This window comes from Curtobacterium sp. PhB115 (genome assembly GCF_003752025.1).
Lineage (GTDB): Bacteria > Actinomycetota > Actinomycetes > Actinomycetales > Microbacteriaceae > Curtobacterium.
The window spans coordinates 649337-668030 of record NZ_RJKR01000006.1 but is presented as its reverse complement, the minus strand read 5'-3'; the positions used below and the strand labels follow the sequence as shown (position 1 = coordinate 668030).

General features: G+C 71.6%; 20 protein-coding genes. 8 read left to right on the top strand and 12 right to left on the bottom strand.

Annotation, left to right across the window (positions count from 1 at the left end; genetic code table 11):
- Window positions 1-54 precede the first annotated feature (54 nt).
- The 5 genes from EDF19_RS08800 to hemE all read right to left on the bottom strand — a co-directional run bounded on the left by EDF19_RS08800 (window position 55) and on the right by hemE (window position 3574).
- Window positions 55-285: a DUF3618 domain-containing protein gene (locus EDF19_RS08800; protein ID WP_123680502.1), complete on the bottom strand. Its 231-nt coding sequence runs from the start codon at window positions 283-285 to the stop codon at window positions 55-57.
- A 32-nt stretch (window positions 286-317) separates the two neighbouring features.
- A complete protein-coding gene (locus EDF19_RS08795) occupies window positions 318-776 on the bottom strand; it encodes a phage holin family protein (RefSeq protein WP_123680501.1) in 459 nt (152 codons plus the stop codon).
- The gene (locus tag EDF19_RS08790) at window positions 773-1027 is read right to left on the bottom strand and encodes a hypothetical protein (protein WP_123680500.1); all 255 of its coding nucleotides are present in this window, start codon (window positions 1025-1027) and stop codon (window positions 773-775) included. Before EDF19_RS08790 ends, EDF19_RS08795 begins: the two co-directional genes overlap by 4 nt.
- Before the next feature lie 100 nt (window positions 1028-1127).
- Complete coding sequence (locus EDF19_RS08785) at window positions 1128-2444, bottom strand: NAD(P)/FAD-dependent oxidoreductase (RefSeq protein WP_123680499.1); 1317 nt, start codon at window positions 2442-2444, stop codon at window positions 1128-1130.
- Window positions 2441-3574, bottom strand: a complete 1134-nt coding sequence (gene hemE / locus EDF19_RS08780; RefSeq protein WP_123680498.1) for a uroporphyrinogen decarboxylase — start codon at window positions 3572-3574, stop codon at window positions 2441-2443. The genes EDF19_RS08785 and hemE overlap by 4 nt, the downstream gene beginning before the upstream one ends.
- 38 nt (window positions 3575-3612) lie before the next feature.
- Here hemE and EDF19_RS08775 point away from each other — a divergent pair, with 38 nt between their 5' ends.
- Both EDF19_RS08775 and EDF19_RS08770 read left to right on the top strand, forming a co-directional pair.
- Window positions 3613-4935 carry a glutamyl-tRNA reductase gene (locus tag EDF19_RS08775; protein ID WP_123680668.1) on the top strand — a complete coding sequence of 441 codons (1323 nt, stop codon included), beginning with the start codon at window positions 3613-3615 and terminating at the stop codon, window positions 4933-4935.
- Window positions 4932-5372, top strand: coding sequence for an NUDIX domain-containing protein (locus EDF19_RS08770; RefSeq protein WP_260217065.1), 441 nt, complete (start codon window positions 4932-4934; stop codon window positions 5370-5372). The genes EDF19_RS08775 and EDF19_RS08770 overlap by 4 nt, the downstream gene beginning before the upstream one ends.
- Before the next feature lie 4 nt (window positions 5373-5376).
- On the opposite strand, the gene EDF19_RS08765 is transcribed toward EDF19_RS08770, so the two are convergent.
- On the bottom strand, window positions 5377-5652 hold the full coding sequence (locus EDF19_RS08765) for a hypothetical protein (protein WP_123680496.1): 276 nt from the start codon (window positions 5650-5652) through the stop codon (window positions 5377-5379).
- A 110-nt stretch (window positions 5653-5762) separates the two neighbouring features.
- Between EDF19_RS08765 and EDF19_RS08760 the strand changes: the two genes are divergently transcribed.
- Complete coding sequence (locus EDF19_RS08760; RefSeq protein WP_123680495.1) at window positions 5763-6464, top strand: DUF4232 domain-containing protein; 702 nt, start codon at window positions 5763-5765, stop codon at window positions 6462-6464.
- A gap of 34 nt (window positions 6465-6498) precedes the next feature.
- Here the strand turns inward: EDF19_RS08760 and EDF19_RS08755 are convergent, their stop codons facing one another.
- A complete protein-coding gene (locus tag EDF19_RS08755; protein ID WP_123680494.1) occupies window positions 6499-6843 on the bottom strand; it encodes a YciI family protein in 345 nt (114 codons plus the stop codon).
- Window positions 6844-6881: 38 nt separating this feature from the next.
- Here EDF19_RS08755 and EDF19_RS08750 point away from each other — a divergent pair, with 38 nt between their 5' ends.
- Window positions 6882-7709: a phosphotransferase family protein gene (locus EDF19_RS08750; RefSeq protein ID WP_123680493.1), complete on the top strand. Its 828-nt coding sequence runs from the start codon at window positions 6882-6884 to the stop codon at window positions 7707-7709.
- Window positions 7710-7784: 75 nt separating this feature from the next.
- Here the strand turns inward: EDF19_RS08750 and EDF19_RS08745 are convergent, their stop codons facing one another.
- The 3 genes from EDF19_RS08745 to EDF19_RS08735 are packed head-to-tail and all read right to left on the bottom strand — an operon-like array spanning window position 7785 to window position 12201.
- A complete protein-coding gene (locus EDF19_RS08745) occupies window positions 7785-8723 on the bottom strand; it encodes a serine hydrolase (protein WP_123680492.1) in 939 nt (312 codons plus the stop codon).
- Entirely contained in the window at window positions 8723-10687 is a 1965-nt protein-coding gene (locus EDF19_RS08740; protein WP_123680491.1) for a M13 family metallopeptidase, read from the bottom strand. The genes EDF19_RS08745 and EDF19_RS08740 overlap by 1 nt, the downstream gene beginning before the upstream one ends.
- A gap of 38 nt (window positions 10688-10725) precedes the next feature.
- Entirely contained in the window at window positions 10726-12201 is a 1476-nt protein-coding gene (locus EDF19_RS08735) for a hypothetical protein (protein ID WP_123680490.1), read from the bottom strand.
- Window positions 12202-12299: 98 nt separating this feature from the next.
- Here EDF19_RS08735 and EDF19_RS08730 point away from each other — a divergent pair, with 98 nt between their 5' ends.
- The 3 genes from EDF19_RS08730 to EDF19_RS08720 all read left to right on the top strand — a co-directional run bounded on the left by EDF19_RS08730 (window position 12300) and on the right by EDF19_RS08720 (window position 16359).
- Complete coding sequence (locus tag EDF19_RS08730) at window positions 12300-13637, top strand: uracil-xanthine permease family protein (RefSeq protein WP_123680489.1); 1338 nt, start codon at window positions 12300-12302, stop codon at window positions 13635-13637.
- Window positions 13638-13819: 182 nt separating this feature from the next.
- Window positions 13820-15130, top strand: coding sequence for an MATE family efflux transporter (locus tag EDF19_RS08725; protein ID WP_123680488.1), 1311 nt, complete (start codon window positions 13820-13822; stop codon window positions 15128-15130).
- 29 nt (window positions 15131-15159) lie between these two features.
- The gene (locus EDF19_RS08720; RefSeq protein ID WP_148071063.1) at window positions 15160-16359 is read left to right on the top strand and encodes a lipopolysaccharide biosynthesis protein; all 1200 of its coding nucleotides are present in this window, start codon (window positions 15160-15162) and stop codon (window positions 16357-16359) included.
- A gap of 415 nt (window positions 16360-16774) precedes the next feature.
- Here the strand turns inward: EDF19_RS08720 and EDF19_RS08715 are convergent, their stop codons facing one another.
- Complete coding sequence (locus tag EDF19_RS08715) at window positions 16775-16981, bottom strand: hypothetical protein (RefSeq protein WP_123680486.1); 207 nt, start codon at window positions 16979-16981, stop codon at window positions 16775-16777.
- Between the two features lie 346 nt (window positions 16982-17327).
- On the bottom strand, window positions 17328-17882 hold the full coding sequence (locus EDF19_RS08710) for a TetR/AcrR family transcriptional regulator (RefSeq protein ID WP_123680485.1): 555 nt from the start codon (window positions 17880-17882) through the stop codon (window positions 17328-17330).
- A 170-nt stretch (window positions 17883-18052) separates the two neighbouring features.
- Here EDF19_RS08710 and EDF19_RS08705 point away from each other — a divergent pair, with 170 nt between their 5' ends.
- On the top strand, window positions 18053-18676 hold the full coding sequence (locus EDF19_RS08705; RefSeq protein WP_221180635.1) for an SDR family oxidoreductase: 624 nt from the start codon (window positions 18053-18055) through the stop codon (window positions 18674-18676).
- Window positions 18677-18694: the final 18 nt, after the last annotated feature.

Here is an 18694-nt window from a genome sequence, read left to right as displayed (position 1 = left end):
ATCGGTTGCCAGGGTGTTGGCCGCCCCGCAGCCGGTGGACCGCGCTCGGGCGGTCTACCGCCGTCGGAGCACCGTGAAGACGATACCCCCGACCACCGCCACTCCGGCTGCGAGGCCGGCCAGGTACGGGACCGGGTTCTCGTCGACACCACGCTTGACCTTCGAGGCGGCGATGCCGATCTGCTTCGGGACGTTGAGTTTGTCCTCGATCGCATCGAGGGTGTCGAACAACTGGGCGCGGGTCGCGGCGACGCGGTCAGCGAGATCGTCGTGCGGATCGGTCACGGTTCCTCCGTCGGTGGTGCGGCTGTCGGGGCTCAGAACCGGCCGCCGACATCCGGCTTGCGGGTGCCGTACTGGGTCGGCGGGGTCGGCTTCTTGCCCATCCCCTTCACCGCGTTGATGTCGTTCTTCACGCTGTCGATCGTGCGCTTCGGCGTGATCGGGAGGCCCTTCTTCAGGCGCTTCCAGCCGACCAACCCGAGGATCGCCGCGATGATCAGCATGACGACGGCGATGATGATCGCCGCCAGCCACGCGGGCATCACGGTCGCCAGGCCCATCACGGCTGCCGTCAGGAACACGCCGATCGCGTAGAGCACGACGACGAGTGCACCGACGAGCAGACCGGCGGCGAGGCCGAAGATCTTCGCCTTCGCGAGCATCTCGGCCTTGAGCAGGTCGAACTCGCCCTTGACCAGGCTCTTGACGAGCTTGGGGAGGTCACCGACGAGACCGAACAGCGAACGCGGCTTGCGGTCGCGGGTGTCGGTCATGAGGTGGTGGTGTCCTTCTTCTGGCCGACCTTGCGGACGGCCTTCTTGGTCGTCTCACCGATGAACTCGGCGACGTCCGGGGTCTTGTCGGCGATGAAGTCCTCAGCGACGTGCACGCCCTTCTGGACGCCGTTGCTGTTCCAGACCTTGCCGCTGACGGTCTTGATCTGCTCGTACCGCGCTCGTCCGGCTCGCGATCCCAGGACGTACCCGAATGCGGCGCCGGCGACGAACAGGAGCTTTCCACGCATGTGCGTTTCCTCCGTTGGTTCAGTGTGCGGTGGTCATGCGCCGAACGGAATACGTCCGACGGTCTCACCAACAGTAGCCCTCGGGCGCCAGGGGGTCCGCTCAGGAATCCAGGATCCGTTCAGCAGCGGCCCGAGCGGATCCGACGATGCCGGCCAGACCGCGTCCGGTGGAGGCCTCGCCGATGCCCACGACCCCCTCGCCGAGGGCGGCCGCGGTGAGGTCCGGGCCGTACCAGCGGACACTCGCCGCGCCGGTCACGCGGTCGGGTGTCAGCGGCACGCCGAGCAGCGTGGACGCGTCGTGGACCGCGCGGGCGCCGGTCGGTCCCGCTGGGTCGACCGGGAGGCTCCTGGCCGCGTCGTCCGTGTCCGTCGCGGTGGTCGCGTAGCTGAGCCGCAGGACGTGGCGTCCGTCCGCCACGTCGGCCAGCCACGGCCACTTCACGGTGGCGTGCGTGAGGGCCTTGGCGCCGACCGCGGCGGCCTCGGGGTGCACGAGCATCCCGGTCCCCCGCGGAGCCGCGTCGAGTTCGGGCTGGTCCACGACGAGCGTGACGAGCTCGATCCCGGAGCGGTCGGCCGCGGCGGTGCGCTCCGGGTCGGGGACCGAGGCGAGCACGTGCTGCGCCGGGAGCCGTTCCGTGGTGCCGTCCGCGCCGGCGACCTCGACCGCGTGCGCCTCGATCCGGGTCGCCCGGGTGTGCAGTCGGACGTCGACCCGGTAGGTCTCCAGGTCGGCGACGAGTTCGTCGACGAGCCGGACGATGCCGCCGCGGATGCCCTGCACCGGGGTGCCGGCGGCCGCACGGGCCCGCAGCGACAGCACCGCACGGGCGAGCGAGCCCTCGCGGAGGAGCGCCGCACGGAGGCCGGGAGCGACGCGGTCCGGGTCGAGGTCGTCCGGGTGCGTGGAGTGCACGCCGCCGGCGATCGGCACCACCAGGTCGTCGAGGACCCGCTCGCCCATCCGACGCCGCACGAGCGCACCGAGCGACGTCGCCTTCGAACCGACGGGCCCGGGGAGCAGCGAGTCCATCTGGGCCCGGAGTGCGCCCTGCTGCCCGACGACCGCCAGCACGTCGGCGGCCATCGGCGTGCTGGGGATCCCGAGCAGCCCCGTCGCGGGGATCCGCGACGTGCGGCCGTCACGGGTCATCAGCCAGGCGCCGCGGGCATCCGGTGCCACGACGTCGTTGCCGAGGCCGAGCTCGATCGCCAGGCGGCCGACGGCGTCCGTGCGGGTGGCGAACGAGTCGGCGGCCATGTCGAGGTCGATCCCGCCCACCGTGTGGCGCCGGATCATGCCGCCGAGCACTCCCGAGGCCTCGACGAGGACCACGTCCGCGCCGCCCTTCGCCAGGTCCCGCGCGGCGACGAGCCCGGCGACCCCGCCGCCGACCACGACGACGTCGGTCACGCGGCGGCTCCGTCGGCCCCGTCGTGCCCGTCCGTTCCGTCACCGAGGGTGTGGGTCAGCTCGACGACGCGGGTGAGCACGGTCGGGTCGGTCTCCGGGGGCACGCCGTGCCCGAGGTTCACCACGTGCGCACGGGCGGCGCCACCGCGGCGGACGACGTCGCGGACGTGCGTCTCCAGGACGTCCCACGGCGCCGCGAGCATGGCCGGGTCGATGTTGCCCTGCACGCTGACCCCGGTGCCGACGCGGCGGACGGCCTCGTCGAGCGGCAGACGCCAGTCCACACCGACCGCGTCGACGCCGACGGTGTCCGTGCCGAGGGTCGTCATGTCCCGCAGGACCTCGCCGCTGCCGACACCGAAGTGGATGCGCGGGACACCCAGGTCGGCGACGTGGGACAGCGCCTCGGCCGAGTGCGGGGCGACGTACTGCACGTAGTCGGCGCGCGACAGGGAGCCGACCCACGAGTCGAACAGCTGCGCGGCGGAGGCCCCGGCAAGCACCTGGGCGCGGAGGAACGCCCCCGACACCCCGGCCGCCCAGGCGAGCAGCCGCGACCAGGTCTCCGGCTCGGCGTGCATCAGCGTGCGGGCCCGGATGTGGTCCTTCGACGGCCCGCCCTCGACCAGGTACGCGGCGAGGGTGAACGGCGCACCGGCGAACCCGATCAGCGGGGTGTCCCCGAGCTGCTCGACGGTGCGGGCGACGGCCTGCCGGATCGGCTCGAGGGCCGCCGGGTCGAGGTCCTCGAGCGCGTCGACGTCGGCCGCGGTGCGGATCGGGGAACCGAGCACCGGTCCGCGTCCGGGGACGATCTCGACGTCGACGCCCGCGAGCTTGATCGGTACGACGATGTCGCTGAAGAAGATCCCGGCGTCGACCCCGTGCCGGCGCACCGGCTGCAGGGTGATCTCCGACGCCATCTCCGGGTCGAGGCAGGCGTCGAGCATGGCCGTGCCGACCCGCAGTTCGCGGTACTCCGGCAGCGACCGGCCGGCCTGCCGCATGAACCACACCGGGAGCGTCTCCGGACGGTCACCGCGCAGCGCCCGGACGAGCCGGGATCCGGCGGTCCGGCCGGTGGCGAGGGGGTGCGAGTCTGGGAGGGCTGTGGTCGTTGCATCGGTCACGGGGTGATTCTCCCATCGAGCGCGTTACCATGGACTACGTGCTCATCTGTCTCACGGCGTCGCATCGCAACGCCAGCTTCGACCTCTTGGAGCGACTGAGCATCGGAGCCCCGGCCGCGGCGAGCCGTCTCGTGACGGACTCCGACGTGTTGGACGGGGCCGTCGTCCTCGCCACGTGCAACCGCTTCGAGGCCTACCTCGACATCGCCGGCGACGACCGCGACTCCGCCGTCGCCGCCACGGTCGAAGCCGTGTCCGCCGCGAGCGACCTGGACGCCACCGAGGTCCTCGACTCCGTCAACGTGCTCGGCGGCGGGGACGTCGTGCAGCACCTGTTCGCCGTCTCGAGCGGCCTGGAGTCCGTCGTCGTCGGCGAGACCGAGATCTCCGGCCAGGTCCGCCGCTCGCTGGAGGACGCCCGGTCCAACGGCACCACGACCTCCGACCTCGAGCGCCTCTTCCAAGAGGCCGCGCACACCTCCCGCGGCGTCAAGACCCGCACCCGCATCGGCGCCGCCGGCCGCTCGCTCGTGCGGCTCGGCCTGCAGCTCGCGTCCTCACGTGTCACCGACTGGGCGCACACCCGCGTGCTCCTCATCGGCACCGGCAGCTACGCCGCGACCACCATCGCCGCCCTGCGCGACCGCGGTGCCGTGCACATCCAGGTCTTCTCCCCCTCCGGCCGCGCCCCCTGGTTCGCCGCGAAGCACGACCTCGTCGCCGCCCGTGACCTGCGCCAGGCCATCGGCTCCAGCGACGTCGTGATCACCTGCACGTCGAGCGAGGTCCCGGTCGTCGCACCGGCCGACCTCGACGACGGTGTCCGCCGGATCGTCATCGACCTCGGGCTCCCCCGCAACGTCGACCCCGCGGCCGCCGGTGTCGACGGCGTCGAGCTGCTCGACCTCGAGACCATCAGCCTGCACGCCCCGATCTCCGAGCTGAACGCCGAGTCCGAGGCCCGCGCGATGGTCGACGACGCCGTGTCCCGGTTCCGCGCCCAGGCGCTCGAGCAGTCCACGACCCCCGCCCTCGTCGCCTTCCGCAAGCACGTGTTCGACATCCTCGACGACGAGATCGACCGGGCGAAGCGCCGGGGCGACGCCGACGGCGAGTCCGTGGAGCAGACCGAACGGGCGCTCAGGCACCTGGTCGGCGTCCTGCTGCACCGTCCCTCGGTGCGCGCACGCGAGCTCGGCCGCGCCGGTCGTGGCGAGGAGTTCGTCGGGGCCATCGACGCCCTGTTCGGCGTGCGGCCCGAGCCCGAGGCGGAGCTGCCGGCTCCGGTCGTCCCGCTCGCCGAGCGCACGGCCCTGGACCCGGCCGTGTCGAACCGCGACGACGAGGCGGACGCGAGCTGAGCCTCCAGGCCGACGCGAACCAGCCACCCACGCTGCGGGTCAGCGCGCTCCTGCTGGTCCGTGACCGACGTGTCCTGATGGTGCGTGCGCGAGCACGCGACGTGCTCTACCTGCCCGGCGGCAAGGCGGAGCCGCACGAGACCGACGTCGAAGCGGTCATCCGCGAAGCGCACGAAGAGACCGGGTTGCTCCTGACCGCCGCCGACGTCGACGAGTTCGGCGTCGTCACCGAACCCGCCCACGGGCAGGCTCCGGGGACGATGGTCGCGATGACACTGTTCCTGGTCCGGCCAGGAGGCGCGTTGGACTCCGCCACGCCCGTCGCCTCCGCAGAGGTCGACGAGGTCGAGTGGGTCACCTCAGCAGACGCCGACCGGTTCCCGCCCGCGGGCGTGGAGACGCTCCGCCGCCTGGTGGCGGCGGAGCTCGTCGACTGACGCGTCAGGCCTGGTCGCGGTCGGTGTAGTGCCCGACCTCACCGTCCTGGGTGGGCTCGGCCTCGCCGGGGATGTCCGACTCGACGTACTCGCCGTCGGGTCCACCGGAGTCCGGGCGGGCCTCGCCGGGGATGTCGCTCGAGACGAACTCGCCCACCGGCTCGGCCGTCGCCACGTGCTCGTCGCCCGGGATGTCGCTGTCCGTGAAGGCTCCGGCGCGGGGCTCGACCCCGTCCGCCCGGCCCTCGTCGCCGCGTGCCTGTTCGTGCTTGCCCGTCATGTCCGACCTCCGCTGCTCGGGTTGCTTGCCGCTTGCTTGCCTCGGAGTGTGCTCGCGGTCCCTGGATGCCGACCGAACCACCTGAGCCGGGTGGTGGTTGCCTGTGCACCATGCACCGCAGCAGCCGATCCAGAATCCTGCTCGCCGTCACGGGGCTCGTCGCACTCGGGGCGTTGGCGGGCTGTGCGTCCAGCGGGGAACCCTCCGCCACCGAGACGGTGACCGCACCCGCGCCGGCACCGTCGTCGTCGTCTTCCGCGTCGTCGTCATCGTCGGCGGCCTCGGCGTCGCCGTCGTCGGGGTCGTCGTCGGGGTCCGGGTCGTCGTCCGGCTCAGGGTCGTCCGGCTCGGGGTCGGGGTCGACCGCCGTGGGCCGGTGTGCCGCGTCGTCGCTCGCCGCTGGTGAAGAACCCGGCAGCGGGGGCGCCGCCGGCAGCACGATCTTCCACATCACGCTGAAGAACACCGGCTCGAAGACGTGCACCCTGCAGGGGTGGCCCGGGGTGTCCTTCGTCGGGAACGGCAACGGGACCCAGATCGGTGCCGCGGCCACGCAGGAGAAGTCGTCGCCGCACCCGACCGTGACCCTCCGCCCCGGCCAGATCGCCGTCGCACCGCTCAAGGTCGTCCGCGCCGAGAACTACTCGAAGGCCGACTGCGACCCGGTGACCCCTGACGGGTACCGCATCTACCCGCCCGGATCGAAGCAGTCGCTCTTCATCAAGGACGAGGGCAACACGGCGTGCCGGTCGACCGACGCCGCACTGCTGTCCGTGCAGGCGCTCGTGCCGCAGGGACAGGCGACGTCGTAGCGGGTCGCCTTCGTCGGCGTCGCGGTGAGGCGGGTCAGGACTCGGGGTCGTCCATGAACTCGCGGACCTCCTGGGCGCACCGGCAGGCGTCGGCGAACCGTGCCGCCCAGGTGAGTGCCTCGTCGCGGCTCTGCACGTCGACGATCGAGAACCCGCCGATGAACGTGTCCTTGCCGGGGCGGACCGCCGGGTCGTGGACGGTGCCGTCACGGTCGACGACGGCGCCGCCGGCCGCCTCGAGCAAGCCACCGCCGAACACCCACACCCCGTCGGCCTGCGCCTGTCGGACCACGGCCTGGGAAGCCTCGGTGACGGCGGGCAGCTCGGCCATCGGGAAGACCATCGTGCCTTCGTCGAACGAGATCAGGTAGCGCGTCATCGCTCGATCCAACACCGCCTCGTAGTCTGTGGACCGCCATGGACACCGTCAGCACCGCCGACCTCGTGCACGCCGCCGAGCGCCTCCTCGACCGACCGCTCCGGCTCGTCCGTCCACTCACGGGCGGACAGCACGCGCGAACCGTCCTGGTGTCCGACGGGGACCGGCAGCTCGTCCTCCGCCGGTTCCCACCGGACGACGACGCCGTCTCGCGAGAGCTCGCGGTCCTGCCCCGGCTCGACCCGCTCGGCCCGATCGCGCCGCGGCTCGTCGCCGACGGTGAGACCCCGGCTGGTCCCCTGATCGTCACCACCGCGCTGCCGGGTGGCCCGCCGGCACCGGACCTCGACCCGATCGTGCTCGCCGAGCAGATGGGACCGGCCCTCGCCTCGATCCACCGGCTCGACCCGACCGGACTGCCGGACGAGGACCGCGCACCGACCTCGGACGTCGGCGACCTGGCTGCCGCAGCGCAGAGCGCATGGCAGGGGGCCGACCTGGCGCGCGTCCTGACCCACGGGGACTTCTGGAGCGGCAACACCGTCTGGCAGGGCGATCGGCTGGCGGGGGTCGTCGACTGGTCCGGTGCGATGTCGGCTCCTCGCGGTGTCGACGTCGCGTGGTGCCGGCAGGACCTCGTGCTGCTCGGGTCGGTCACGGCCGCCGAACGGTTCACCTCCGCGTACGAGCGAGCCGCCGGAGTCCGTCTGCCCGACGTCCGCGCCTGGGACCTCGTCGCGGCGGCACGTGCGGACCCGTACGTCGAGACCTGGGCGCCGAACTACGACGGCATCGGGCGGCCGGACGTCACGAGCGTCGTGATCCGGCAGCGGTTCGATGCGTGGGTGCAGAGGCTGCTCGGCTAGAGCGCACGGTCGGCCGGTCGGCCGGTCGGTCGGTCGGTCGGTCGGTCGGCTCGGCGCGCCGCTCGCGCCGCTCGGTCAGCGGCGGGCCGGGACGTGCACGGCCTCGAGCACCTCGGTGCCCATCGTCCGCAGCGCCTCGACGACCGCGAGCCGGTGCTGCAAACCAGCGTCGTCGAACGTGACGGTCACGGCGTAGCTCACCGACGACCCCGGACCGCGCAGGATCCCGGCCTCGGCGCGGACCCCCGTGGCGGACCCCGTGACGGCGACGACCTGCAACCCGTGGTCGAGCGCGCGGTGGGCCAGCGGGTCGAGCCCGAACGAGCCAGCGACGAGGGTCAGGTCACTCGCCAGCGACAGCCACCCGAGCACCCGGTTCGACACGGCCTCGTCGACGACCTCGCCCAGGGCCAGGCCACGCATCACCCACGCGAGTTCCCCGGTGGGCGCAACGGAAGCGTCGGGGGCGTCGTCCGGACCACGGCGGTCCCGGACCCGGTCGATCAGTGCGGTGCGTTCGATGCCGAGTGACTCGGCGCGCCCGCGGACGGCGTCGATGCCGACGGTCGAGAGCAGTGCGTTCATCGCCCAGGCGTCCCCCGTGGCACCGACGAGCGTCGCCAGGTCGGGCACCTGCATCGTGGGCTCCTGCAGGAACTGCCACAGCCCGGCGCCGGTCGCGGTGTCCCGTGCCATCCGCTGGAGCCGGTCGCCGTGCAGCCTGCCGTCCTCCAGGCGGGCCGCGACCTCGATCAGCAGGAGCACCCGGCCGAGACTCGCGACGGGCTGCACGAGGGTGTCGTCGACCGCGAGCAGCGATCGCCCGGTCGAGGTGTCGATCACCGACGCGCTGACCCCGGCACCGTCGACGGCGAGCGAGCCGAGCGCCTCGATCGTCGCGCCGAACCGGTCGTCCGCGCCGCCGCGGTGGCGTCCGCGGGTGCGACCGCCTCCACTCGCTCGGTCGTCCGGTCGTCGACGGCGCGACGACCGAGCCGCGTCCGGCTCAGCCATCACCAGATCGCGACGCGCTCGGCGGGGTCGAGGTACATCGCGTCCTGCTCGGTCACGCCGAAGGTGTCGTAGTAGCCGTCGATGTTGCGGACGACCTGGTTGCACCGGAACTCGGTCGGCGAGTGCGGGTCGATGCTCAGCAGACGTGCGGCCTCTTCCGGACGGATCGCCATGCGCCAGGCCTGGGCCCAGCTCAGGAAGAAGCGCTCGGCGCCGGTGAGTCCGTCGACGACCGGGGGCTCCTGGCCGTCGAGCGACAGCAGGTACGCCTTCCACGCGATCGACAGGCCACCGAGGTCACCGATGTTCTCGCCGATGGTCAGCGCGCCGTTCACGTGGCCGTCGGGGACCTCGGTGGGGACGAGCGCGTCGTACTGGGCGATGAGGGCCTTCGTGCGCTCCTCGAACGCGGTGCGGTCGGCCTCGGTCCACCAGTTCTCGAGCCGACCGTCGCCGTCGTACTGCGAGCCCTGGTCGTCGAAGCCGTGGCCGATCTCGTGGCCGATGACCGCGCCGATCGCACCGTAGTTGGCTGCGGCGTCACGGTCGGCGTCGAAGAACGGGAACTGCAGGATGGCCGCGGGGAACACGATCTCGTTGAAGCCCGGGTTGTAGTACGCGTTGATCGTCTGCGGCGTCATGAACCACTCGTCGCGGTCGATCGGCTTGCCGATCTTGCCGAGCTCCCGGTCGACCTGGAACGAGGCGACGGCGCGGACGTTCGCGATGAGGTCGTCGGCCGCGATCGGGAGCGCCGAGTAGTCGCGCCACTTCACCGGGTAGCCGATCTTCGGCGTGAACTTGTCGAGCTTGTCGAGCGCACGGGCACGGGTCTCGTCGGTCATCCAGTCGAGCGCGGTGATGCTCTGCCGGTACGCCTCGACCAGGTTGGCGACGAGGTCGTCCATCGTCGCCTTGGAGGTCTCGTCGAAGTGCTCCTGCACGTAGATGCGCCCGACGGCCTCGCCCATCGCGCCCTCGACCAGGGAGACGCCGCGCTTCCACCGCTCGCGCTGCTTGGGCGCTCCGGTCAGTGCCGTGCCGTAGAAGGAGAAGTTCGTGGCCGAGAACGCGCTCGTCAGGTAGGCGGCGGAACCACGGATGACCTGCCAGCGCAGCCAGTCCTTCCAGACCTCGAGCGGCTGGTCGCGGAGGAGCTCCGCCAGGCCCGTGATGAACGAGGGCTCGCGGACCACGACGGTCTCGAACGCTCCGGCCGGGGCGTCGATGGCCTGCCACCACGTCTGCAGGTCGATGCCCTCGGCGAGCGCCGCGACCTCGGCCCACGGCAGCTTGTTGTAGGTCTTCTGGCTGTCACGGGTGGTGACGTTGTCCCAGTGCTTCGACGCGATCGCGGTCTCGAGCGCGATGACGTGCTCGGTGCGGTCCCCGCCGTCCTCGAACCCGGCCAGCGGGAACATCGCGGCGACGAACTCGCGGTACTTCGTCCGGATGTCGGCGAAGCGCTCCTCGCGGTAGTACGACTCGTCGGGGAGTCCCAGTCCGGACTGCTCGAGGAACACCACGTACGACTCGGGGTCGCCCGGGTCGTTGTCGACGAAGAGCTGGATGAAGCTCGGCAGCCCGAGGCGCTCGAAGCGTCCGACGGCGGCGATGACCTCGGGGACGGACTCGATGGCGGTGATCTCGGCGAGCAGCGGCTCGATCGGCGCGGTGGCGAGTTCCTCGAGCCGGGCCTCGTCGGTGAAGGCGGTGAAGAGGTCACCGACCTTGCGGGCCTCGGTGCCGGGCTCGGCGAGCTGGGAGCGCTCGATGATGTCGCGCACGGCGACCTCGGCCGCCTCGGCCAGCACGGTGAAGGAGCCGTACCGCGCCTTGTCGTCGGGGATCGGCGTCGCGTCGATCCACGTGCCGTTCACGTGCCGGTACAGGTCGTCCTGCGGGCGCACAGTGGGGTCGAGTTCGTCAGTGTGGATGCCGGAGGGACGTGCGACGTCGGTCATGCGGTCCACGATAGCCACCGCCACCCTGATCCAGCGTGTCAGTGGCGGCGGGCACCACGACGGCGGAGAAACTGGGCGACCGAGAGACCGGCGGCACCCACGGCGACCAGCGCGCCGGCCACCGAGACGGGGACGCTGGGGTCGGTGCCGGTGTACGCCAGGCGGTTCGTCGAACCCTCGGTGACCCGCCCGGCAGCGGCGCCCTGCGCGGTCGGGTGGACGCCGGTCGACACCCCGGTGCCGGCCCCGGAGCCGCCGCCGTCGCCGCCGCTGCCGGATCCCCCGCCATCGCCGGGGTGCGGCCCAGGCCCGACGGGCTGCTTCGGCAGGACGAGGCGGAGCGCTCCCTGTTCGACACCGTCGACGCGCTGGCGTGCCACCACGACGTCGTCGGGGAGCACGGCACGCGGAAGCGTCAGCTCCCACGTCCGGCCGATGGACGTCTGGACCGGCGTGCCGTCGGAGTCCGCGATCGGCTTGCCGTCCTCGGTCTCGAGGGAGACCACCCCGCCGACCTCGCCGCCCCCGGAGAGCCGGACGTGTCCGTCCGGGAGTTCCTCGACCGTGCCGGTGAGGGCGATCGGCACGGTGATGCGGGCCTCCGTCGTGCCCAGGGAGGTCGAGCCGTCGTACGTGTCCACCGTGACCGTCCAGAAGCGAGCGCCCGCGGGGATCGGGAGCTCGGCGGACCACGTCGTGTCCGCGGCCGCGGTCGCCGTGACGGGTCTGCCGTCGGCACCGAGCACCGGACCGTCGTCATCCGAGAACCGGAGCGTCGTGCCCGCCGGGGCCTTCCCCGCCAACGACACCCGCTCGGTCTCGCGGGACGCGGTCGTCGAGGTGACGACCGCCGCCCCGGAGAGCGCGTAGACCTCGTCCACGCCGCCGTTGTGCGTGCCGTCGAAGTACTGCCAGGCCTCGACGTGGTGCGACCCGAACGCGAGGTCGCGGAGGGTGAACGACCAGGACCCGTCGGCGTCGACGTCGGTCTCACCGAGCACCGTCCCGTTGTCCTTGATGACGAAGTGCGCCCCGGGGTACCCGGCACCGTCGAGGTCGATCGTGCGGGCGATGCCGTCGACCGTCGCGAGCATCCCCGGTGGCAGGAGGTCCAGCAGCTCCACCGGGAGGTCGATGACCTGTCCGGTCACCTGCGAGGTGACACGCAGGACCCGCTCGCCGCGGCCGACCCGTACCGCGGCCGTCCAGGTCCCCTCGGAGTCGGCTTCGGTCCAGACCTGTTCGACGCCGTCCCCCGCGATGCCGATGCTGCCGCCGACCGGCCCGGTGCCGCGCACGGTGACGATCCCCCGGCCGTGGTCGATCGAACGGACGTCCGCGGTGAAGTCACTGGTCGGAGTGGTGCGGGGAGCGGACGACGAAGCGGCGGACGCGGTGCCCGGCGAGGCGGCGGCGGCCGATGCCACCGCGACGGGCGACATGGCGACCGCGACGACGGCTGCTGCCGAGAGCGCACGACGTGCGGTGGTGACGCGGCGGGATGGCTGGTGCATGGGTCTCCTCCGGTGGAACTCCACACACCATATACCGGTTGTCCACAGGAGCGCGAGTGGCGCCGTCACGGGGTCCACGGTGCCGGTACGGTCGTCGCATGGGACTTCCGTGGACGCTGCACGGGGACGGCCGCACCGTCTCCTCGACGACGATCGTGGCACCGGACGAACGGCTCACCTGGGGGCGGACGATCGGCCTCGGCGTGCAGCACGTGGTCGCGATGTTCGGCGCCACGTTCCTCGTGCCGCTCCTGACCGGCTTCCCGCCGTCGACGACCCTGCTCTTCAGCGGCATCGGCACGATCCTGTTCCTGCTCATCACGGGCAACCGCCTGCCCAGCTACCTCGGCTCGTCGTTCGCGTTCATCGCCCCCATCGGAGCCGCGACGAAGATCGGCGGCATCCCGCTCGCCCTGTCCGGCATCATCGTGGTCGGCGCGCTCCTGGCGATCGTCGGACTCGTCGTGCACCTGGCGGGCGCCCGGTGGATCGACCGGCTGATGCCACCGGTGGTGTCCGGCGCGATCGTGGCGCTGATCGGGTTCAACCTGGCGCCGGCTGCCCGCGACAACTTCACGGCGGCGCCGGTCGTCGCGGTGATCACCCTCGCGGCGATCATCCTGGTCACCGTCCTGTTCAAGGGACTGATCGGTCGGTTGTCGATCGTCATCGGCGTCCTGATCGGGTACGTCGCGGCGCTCATCGGCGGGCAGATCGACTTCTCGAAGGTGCACGATGCGGCCTGGGTCGGTCTGCCGGAGTTCACCGCACCCGCCTTCGACCCGGGACAGCTCGCGATCTACCTGGCGTTCGTCCCGGTCGTCCTGGCGCTCATCGCCGAGAACGTCGGACACGTCAAGGGCGTCGGCCAGCTCACCGGCCGTGACCTCACGCCGCTCACCGGCCGGGCGCTCTTCGCCGACGGCATCTCCACCGTCCTGGCAGGTGTCGGCGGGGGTTCCGCGACCACGACGTACGGCGAGAACATCGGCGTGATGGCCGCCACCCGCGTCTTCTCCACCGCGGCGTACTGGGTCGCCGCGATCGCAGCCGTCCTGCTCGGCCTGTCGCCGAAGATCGGCGCCGTCATCTCCTCGGTGCCGGCCGGCGTGCTCGGCGGCGCGACCACCGCCCTCTACGGCCTGATCGGGGTCATCGGCATCCGGATCTGGGTCGAGAACCGGGTGGACTTCTCGAAGCCGAAGAACCAGCTGACCGCCGGCATCGCACTCATCATCGGCATCGCGGACTTCACCTTCTCGTTCGGGCAGGCGAGCTTCGGCGGCATCATCGTCGGCACCGTCGCAGCGATCGTCGTCTACCACGTGATGGACGTCATCGGGCGGGCGCGCGGCACCGACGAAGCGACCCCCGTGGCCTCCGATAAGGCGCACGCCGCCGCCGGTGGCGTCCCCGCGGAGCCACGCGCGGACTGACGCGGGTGGTCGGCCGGACGCGGCCAGCGGCTCGACGACGTGGGACCACCGGACTGGAGGCGCGGGGCGACGCCGCCACGGGCCTCCAGTCCGTCCTGTCGTCACCTCGACCGCCCGACCGGACCCCGTCAGGTCCGCATCGCCGCCAGAATGGGCCGGTGCCCCGACCGACGCCAGCTGCCGTGACCGCCGAGCGGCGCGCCGTCGACCGCGACATCGTCCGGCTCGCCGTCCCAGCACTCGGCGCACTCGTCGTCGAACCGCTGTTCCTGCTCACCGACACCGCGCTCGTCGGCCACCTCGGGGCGACACCCCTCGCTGCCGTCGGACTCGCGAGCGCCGTGCTGCAGACCGTGACCGGGCTCCTCGTCTTCCTGGCGTACTCGACGACGCCCGCCGTCGCCCGCGCACTCGGCGGCGGCGACCGTCGGGGCGCCGTGCACGCCGGCATCGACGGGATGTGGCTCGCACTCGTACTGGGTGTGGTCCTCGCCCTCGTCGGCTGGCCCCTCGCCGCGCCACTCGTGTCGCTGTTCGGAGCCTCGGCCGAGGTGTCCGCAGCGGCCACCGCGTACCTGACCATCTCGCTGATCGGGCTGCCCGGGATCCTCGTCGTGACCGCCTCGACCGGGCTGCTTCGTGGGTTGCAGGACACGAAGACGCCGCTGGTCGTCGCGACCGTCGGGTTCGTCGCGAACGGTCTGCTCAACGCCGCCCTGATCTACGGCGCCGGGTGGGGTGTCGAGGGGTCCGCCGCCGGCACCGTGATCGTGCAGTGGGCGATGGCGATCGTCTACGTGCGGATCGCGGTCCGGGCTGCGCGCGACTCTGGCGCGCCGCTGCGGCCCGGTGCGTCCGGCGTGGTCCGGGCCCTGCGGTCCGGGGCGTGGCTGTTCCTGCGGACCGCGTCGTTGCGCATCGCGATGCTCGCGACCGTCGGGGCCGCTGCGGGGCTCGGCACGACCGGACTCGCGACGACGCAGGTCGGGCTGACGGTGTTCTCCACCCTGGCGTTCGCGTTGGACGCCCTGGCGATCGCCGGGCAGGCCCTGGTCGGGCACGGGCTCGGGGCGCGGGACCCGGCCCGGGTACGGCTGGTGACGCGGCGGCTCGTGCTGCTCGGGATCATCGGTGGGGCGCTGCTCGGCGTGGTGACCCTGGCTGTCAATGGCGTGCTCGGGCCGGTGTTCTCCGACTCGTCCGCCGTGCGCTCGGCGCTGCCCGGCGTGCTGGTGCTCATCGCCGTCGGGATGCCCGTCGCCGGGTACGTCTTCGTGCTCGACGGGGTGCTGATCGGGGCCGGCGATGCGCGGTACCTGGCGATCGCTGGCGGCGTGAACCTGGTCGTGTACCTGCCGCTGCTGTGGTGGGCGGGTGGGACGCTCGCGGGGCTGTGGGCGGCGTTCACCCTCGGGTACATCGGGGTGCGCGCGGTGACGCTCGGGGTGCGGGCGCACCGGCGTGGATGGGTGGAACAGGCGTTGGCGCGGTGAGCGCCTCTTCTGTTCGGCCTGCTTCTGGTGTGTCGTCTTCCGTGGCGTCGTCGGCGGTGCTCGCCACGGTCGGGATCGGGGTGCAGGGCGTCGCGAAGTTGCTCGTGACCGTCGTCGTCGGGCGGGTGTTCGGCACCGAGACCCTCGGGCAGACCACGGCGCTGCTGTCCCTGTCGGTGTTCGTCGCCCTGCTCTGGCCGAACGCCGCGGGCAACACGGCCTCGCGGTACCTGGCGATCGCGCTGCGGGGTCGGCAGCCGGACGCCGCGGTGAACCAGGTGCTCGGCCTGTCGATGCTGGTGTCGACCGTCGTGCTCGCCGCGGTCACCGTGCCGGTCGCACTCGCCTGGGGCAACGGGCCCGGGATGGTGCTCGGCGGTGTCGGAGTCGTCGTCGGGTACGGGCTCTACTGCTACGCCCGGGGAGCGCAGCTCGGCTACGGCCGGGCGCCGCGGGTCGCGCTCTGGGACTCGGTGACGAGCGTGCTGGCGCTCGGGTTGCTCGTCGTGGCGTGCGTCGCGCGGCTCGAGGCGTTCGTGCTGCTGCCGCTGGCCATCGGGTACACGGTGTTCGCGATCGCGTGCTGGCCGCGGGGGAACGGTTTCGGGTCTGCTGCTCGCGATCCCGCCGCCGGGGTGCTCGGGTTCGCGACGTGGAACGTCCTGGCGGTGGTGACCTCGAACGGGTTGCTGCAGTTGACGATGATCTCGGCGCAGGTGACGTCGTCCGCGCACGAGGCCGGCGTCTACGCTGCCGCGTTCACCCTGGCGACGCCGGCGTCGATGCTCGGGCAGGCATTGGGGCAGGTGCTCGTGCCGGCGTTCGCGCACCGGACCGACGGTGGGTCGTTGCGGTCGCGCGGGGCGATGGTGCTCGTCGTCGGGTTCGCTGCGGCCTCCGCCGTGGTGTTCGGCCTCGTCGCGTTGCTCGCCGGGTGGTTCCTGCCGATCGTCTACCCCACCGAGGGCGCTGCTGCAGTCGCTGACCTGCGGTACCTGATGGTCGGGGTGTGGGTGTTCACGGTCGGGCTCGTGCCTGCGGCGCTGCTGCTCGCATCGGGGCGGTCACGGCAGGTGGCGTTGGCCTCGGTCGCCGGGTTCGTCGTCGGTGCTGGGCTCATGGCGGTGCTCGGGCCGGTGGCCGGCGTCGCGGGTGGGACGACGGGGTTCTTGGTGGGGAGTGCTGTCAACCTCGTGGCGGTGGTGGGGCTCGGGGTGCGGCGGCGCTGATTCCTCCGCACGTGGTGGGCGTCCGTGGAACGCCTCGTTTGACGTCCCGTCATTCGGAATCGTTTCGGACCACCTATCCGAGAACGCCCCCATCAGGAAGCACGGGGCTCGAGGGAGGAGCTGGACCGCTGCGCACGAAGTCGCGGTCGTCGACCGGCTATCGGACGCGTTCCGTGGCGGACGAACCATTACGACGCGCGACAGCTAGGTTGCTGGTATGAGTCGACCGAATGCGCTATGGCTGGTGTTCCTGTTGCTCGGGCTCGTGTTCGGGGCAGTCTCAGTCGTGCTCCTCGCGAGCAGCACCCCTGGCGTGTTCGGGTGGATCACTCTCGGCTGCGCCCTGGTCATCCTGGTGAGCGCCGCAGTCGGGTACCGACGTTCTCGCCTTCGACCCTGATCGTTAGCCGATCGGCTATTGGGATTCTTCCGCTTGCGGGTTCCGCCTCGGGCCCATCTGGGTCACGACGCCGAGGAACTCGGTGGGTTCGTCGTCGTCCACGAATTCGATCGCGACACGAGGGTGCACGGGGACGCTTCCGAAGGTGCCCACATCAGTCCTGAACCAGACAACCGGCACAGGATGCAGGCCTTCGCGCACCGCCTCGATCGCGGCGGCCACGAGGTCAGGCCACGCTGCTTCTTGACTCGGCGAGACACCGAGGGAGGCCCCTCCCCTGATCCGTAAGACTCGCATCGCTCGATCTTCCTCTAACGAGCACGCTCGTTACCAAGGTCAAGCGCCCGTCTCCATGGAGGATCGGCAAGCGAGAATCAGTCCGCCGTCGCTCTCGTTCGCTCGGTTCCCCCTGGCGCACTCTCGGTCGAGCAGCTGGCGAATGTAGCACCTGCGTTGCGTGGAGTTCACACCCACAGTGGGCCGTCGTTCTGCTCGTCCTTCACACCGTGGAGTGTCCGGTCGAGCTGTGCGCGTGACTCAACGCGCCCCGGGCGCGCTGTGTTGGTGATCATCCTCGTGGGAGTCCTGCAACGTAGGCGGTCAGGACGGCGACGGGGTCAAGCGGTGCGACCGCGGCCGTGCGGTACAGCAGCAACGCGTCGATGAGGCCGACGAGATCCGCCGCAGCGTGCTCAGGGGCGGCAACTCGGAGCGCGCCCAGGAGCGATCGAGCTGCTTCGTTCAACCGGGCACGCACCGGGTCGGCCCCGGTGAGCGGAGCGCGGAGTTCCTCGTCGTCCCGGAGCTCGAGCAGCAGCGCGAGGCGAGCCGCCTGCGCTTCGGCTCGTGCTGCGAGCTGTTCGAGGAACGCGGCCGCGATGTGCACGACAGCAGCGTCGTCGAGGTCGTCGGGGATCTGCAGCGCGCCGAGCTCGGCGGAGAGTTGCGCTGTGACACGGGCGACCACGAGCGCTGTGAGCTCACGGCGCGTGCGGGCGTAGTACGACGTCGACCCCGCGGCCAGCCCGGCCTCGGCGTCGACCGCGCGATGCGTGAGCGCACGGGTCCCTCCGCGCGCTGTGAGTCTGATTCCCGCATCTGCGAGCAGTTCCCGCCGATCCATGTCTGTCCCTTCGGCCTCTACTATCGTAGTGTTCTCTACGAACGTAGAGGATGGGTGGGCTCATGCGGGTAGTAGTTGTCGGCGGCGGGATCTCCGGTGTCGCGATCAGCCGGGCGGTGGAAGCGCGAGGATGTTCGGTCACGCGGCTGTCACGGTCGACGGGTTTTGACGTGTTGCGCGACGACGCGACCACTGCGCTTGCCGGCGCGGACGTGATCGTCGAGGCGACTGGACGGTTCACGACGAGCCGGAAAGCGGCGACGCAGTTCTTCACGGGCTCGACCCGTGCGATCGGCAGGGCGGCCGGTGCGGTCGGAGCGCACCACGTGCTGCTCTCCATCGTCAACTGCATGCGTCCCGAGGTGCAGGGGTACGGCTACTTCGCTGGTAAGACCGCCCAGGAAGCAGTCGCGCGTTCAGTCAGCCCGCACCTCACGATCGTGCGCTCCACGCAGTGGTTCGAGTTCGCACGACAGAACCTCGATCGGATGCGCTTCGGACCCGTCGCGCTGGTCCCGGGGATGACAATCGCCCCGGTCGCACTCGATGCCGTGGCAACGGTCATCGCCGACGTCGCCGTCGGCGAACGCTCCGCGCGAGAGATCGAGGTCGCGGGACCCGACACCACGACATTGTGGACCATGACGAAGGCGCTTCCGGGCCCCGGCGTGACCCCGGTGCCCCTGCCGATCCCGGGCCGGATGGGGCGGGCGTTCCGCGGTGGCACCCTCCTGCCTGCACGCGAAACCGAGGTCGTCGGCCCACGCTTCCAAGACTGGATCACCGGGAAGTGAATCTCGACGACGGACCGT

Coding starts and splice junctions, on each gene's coding strand:
- EDF19_RS08795 (WP_123680501.1), bottom strand. CDS start 776: ATGACCGACACCCGCGACCGCAAGCCGCGTTCGCTGTTCGGTCTCGTC.
- EDF19_RS08790 (WP_123680500.1), bottom strand. CDS start 1,027: ATGCGTGGAAAGCTCCTGTTCGTCGCCGGCGCCGCATTCGGGTACGTC.
- EDF19_RS08765 (WP_123680496.1), bottom strand. CDS start 5,652: ATGACGGGCAAGCACGAACAGGCACGCGGCGACGAGGGCCGGGCGGAC.
- EDF19_RS08760 (WP_123680495.1), top strand. CDS start 5,763: ATGCACCGCAGCAGCCGATCCAGAATCCTGCTCGCCGTCACGGGGCTC.
- EDF19_RS08755 (WP_123680494.1), bottom strand. CDS start 6,843: ATGACGCGCTACCTGATCTCGTTCGACGAAGGCACGATGGTCTTCCCG.
- EDF19_RS08750 (WP_123680493.1), top strand. CDS start 6,882: ATGGACACCGTCAGCACCGCCGACCTCGTGCACGCCGCCGAGCGCCTC.
- EDF19_RS08745 (WP_123680492.1), bottom strand. CDS start 8,723: ATGGCTGAGCCGGACGCGGCTCGGTCGTCGCGCCGTCGACGACCGGAC.
- EDF19_RS08740 (WP_123680491.1), bottom strand. CDS start 10,687: ATGACCGACGTCGCACGTCCCTCCGGCATCCACACTGACGAACTCGAC.
- EDF19_RS08735 (WP_123680490.1), bottom strand. CDS start 12,201: ATGCACCAGCCATCCCGCCGCGTCACCACCGCACGTCGTGCGCTCTCG.
- EDF19_RS08730 (WP_123680489.1), top strand. CDS start 12,300: ATGGGACTTCCGTGGACGCTGCACGGGGACGGCCGCACCGTCTCCTCG.
- EDF19_RS08710 (WP_123680485.1), bottom strand. CDS start 17,882: ATGGATCGGCGGGAACTGCTCGCAGATGCGGGAATCAGACTCACAGCG.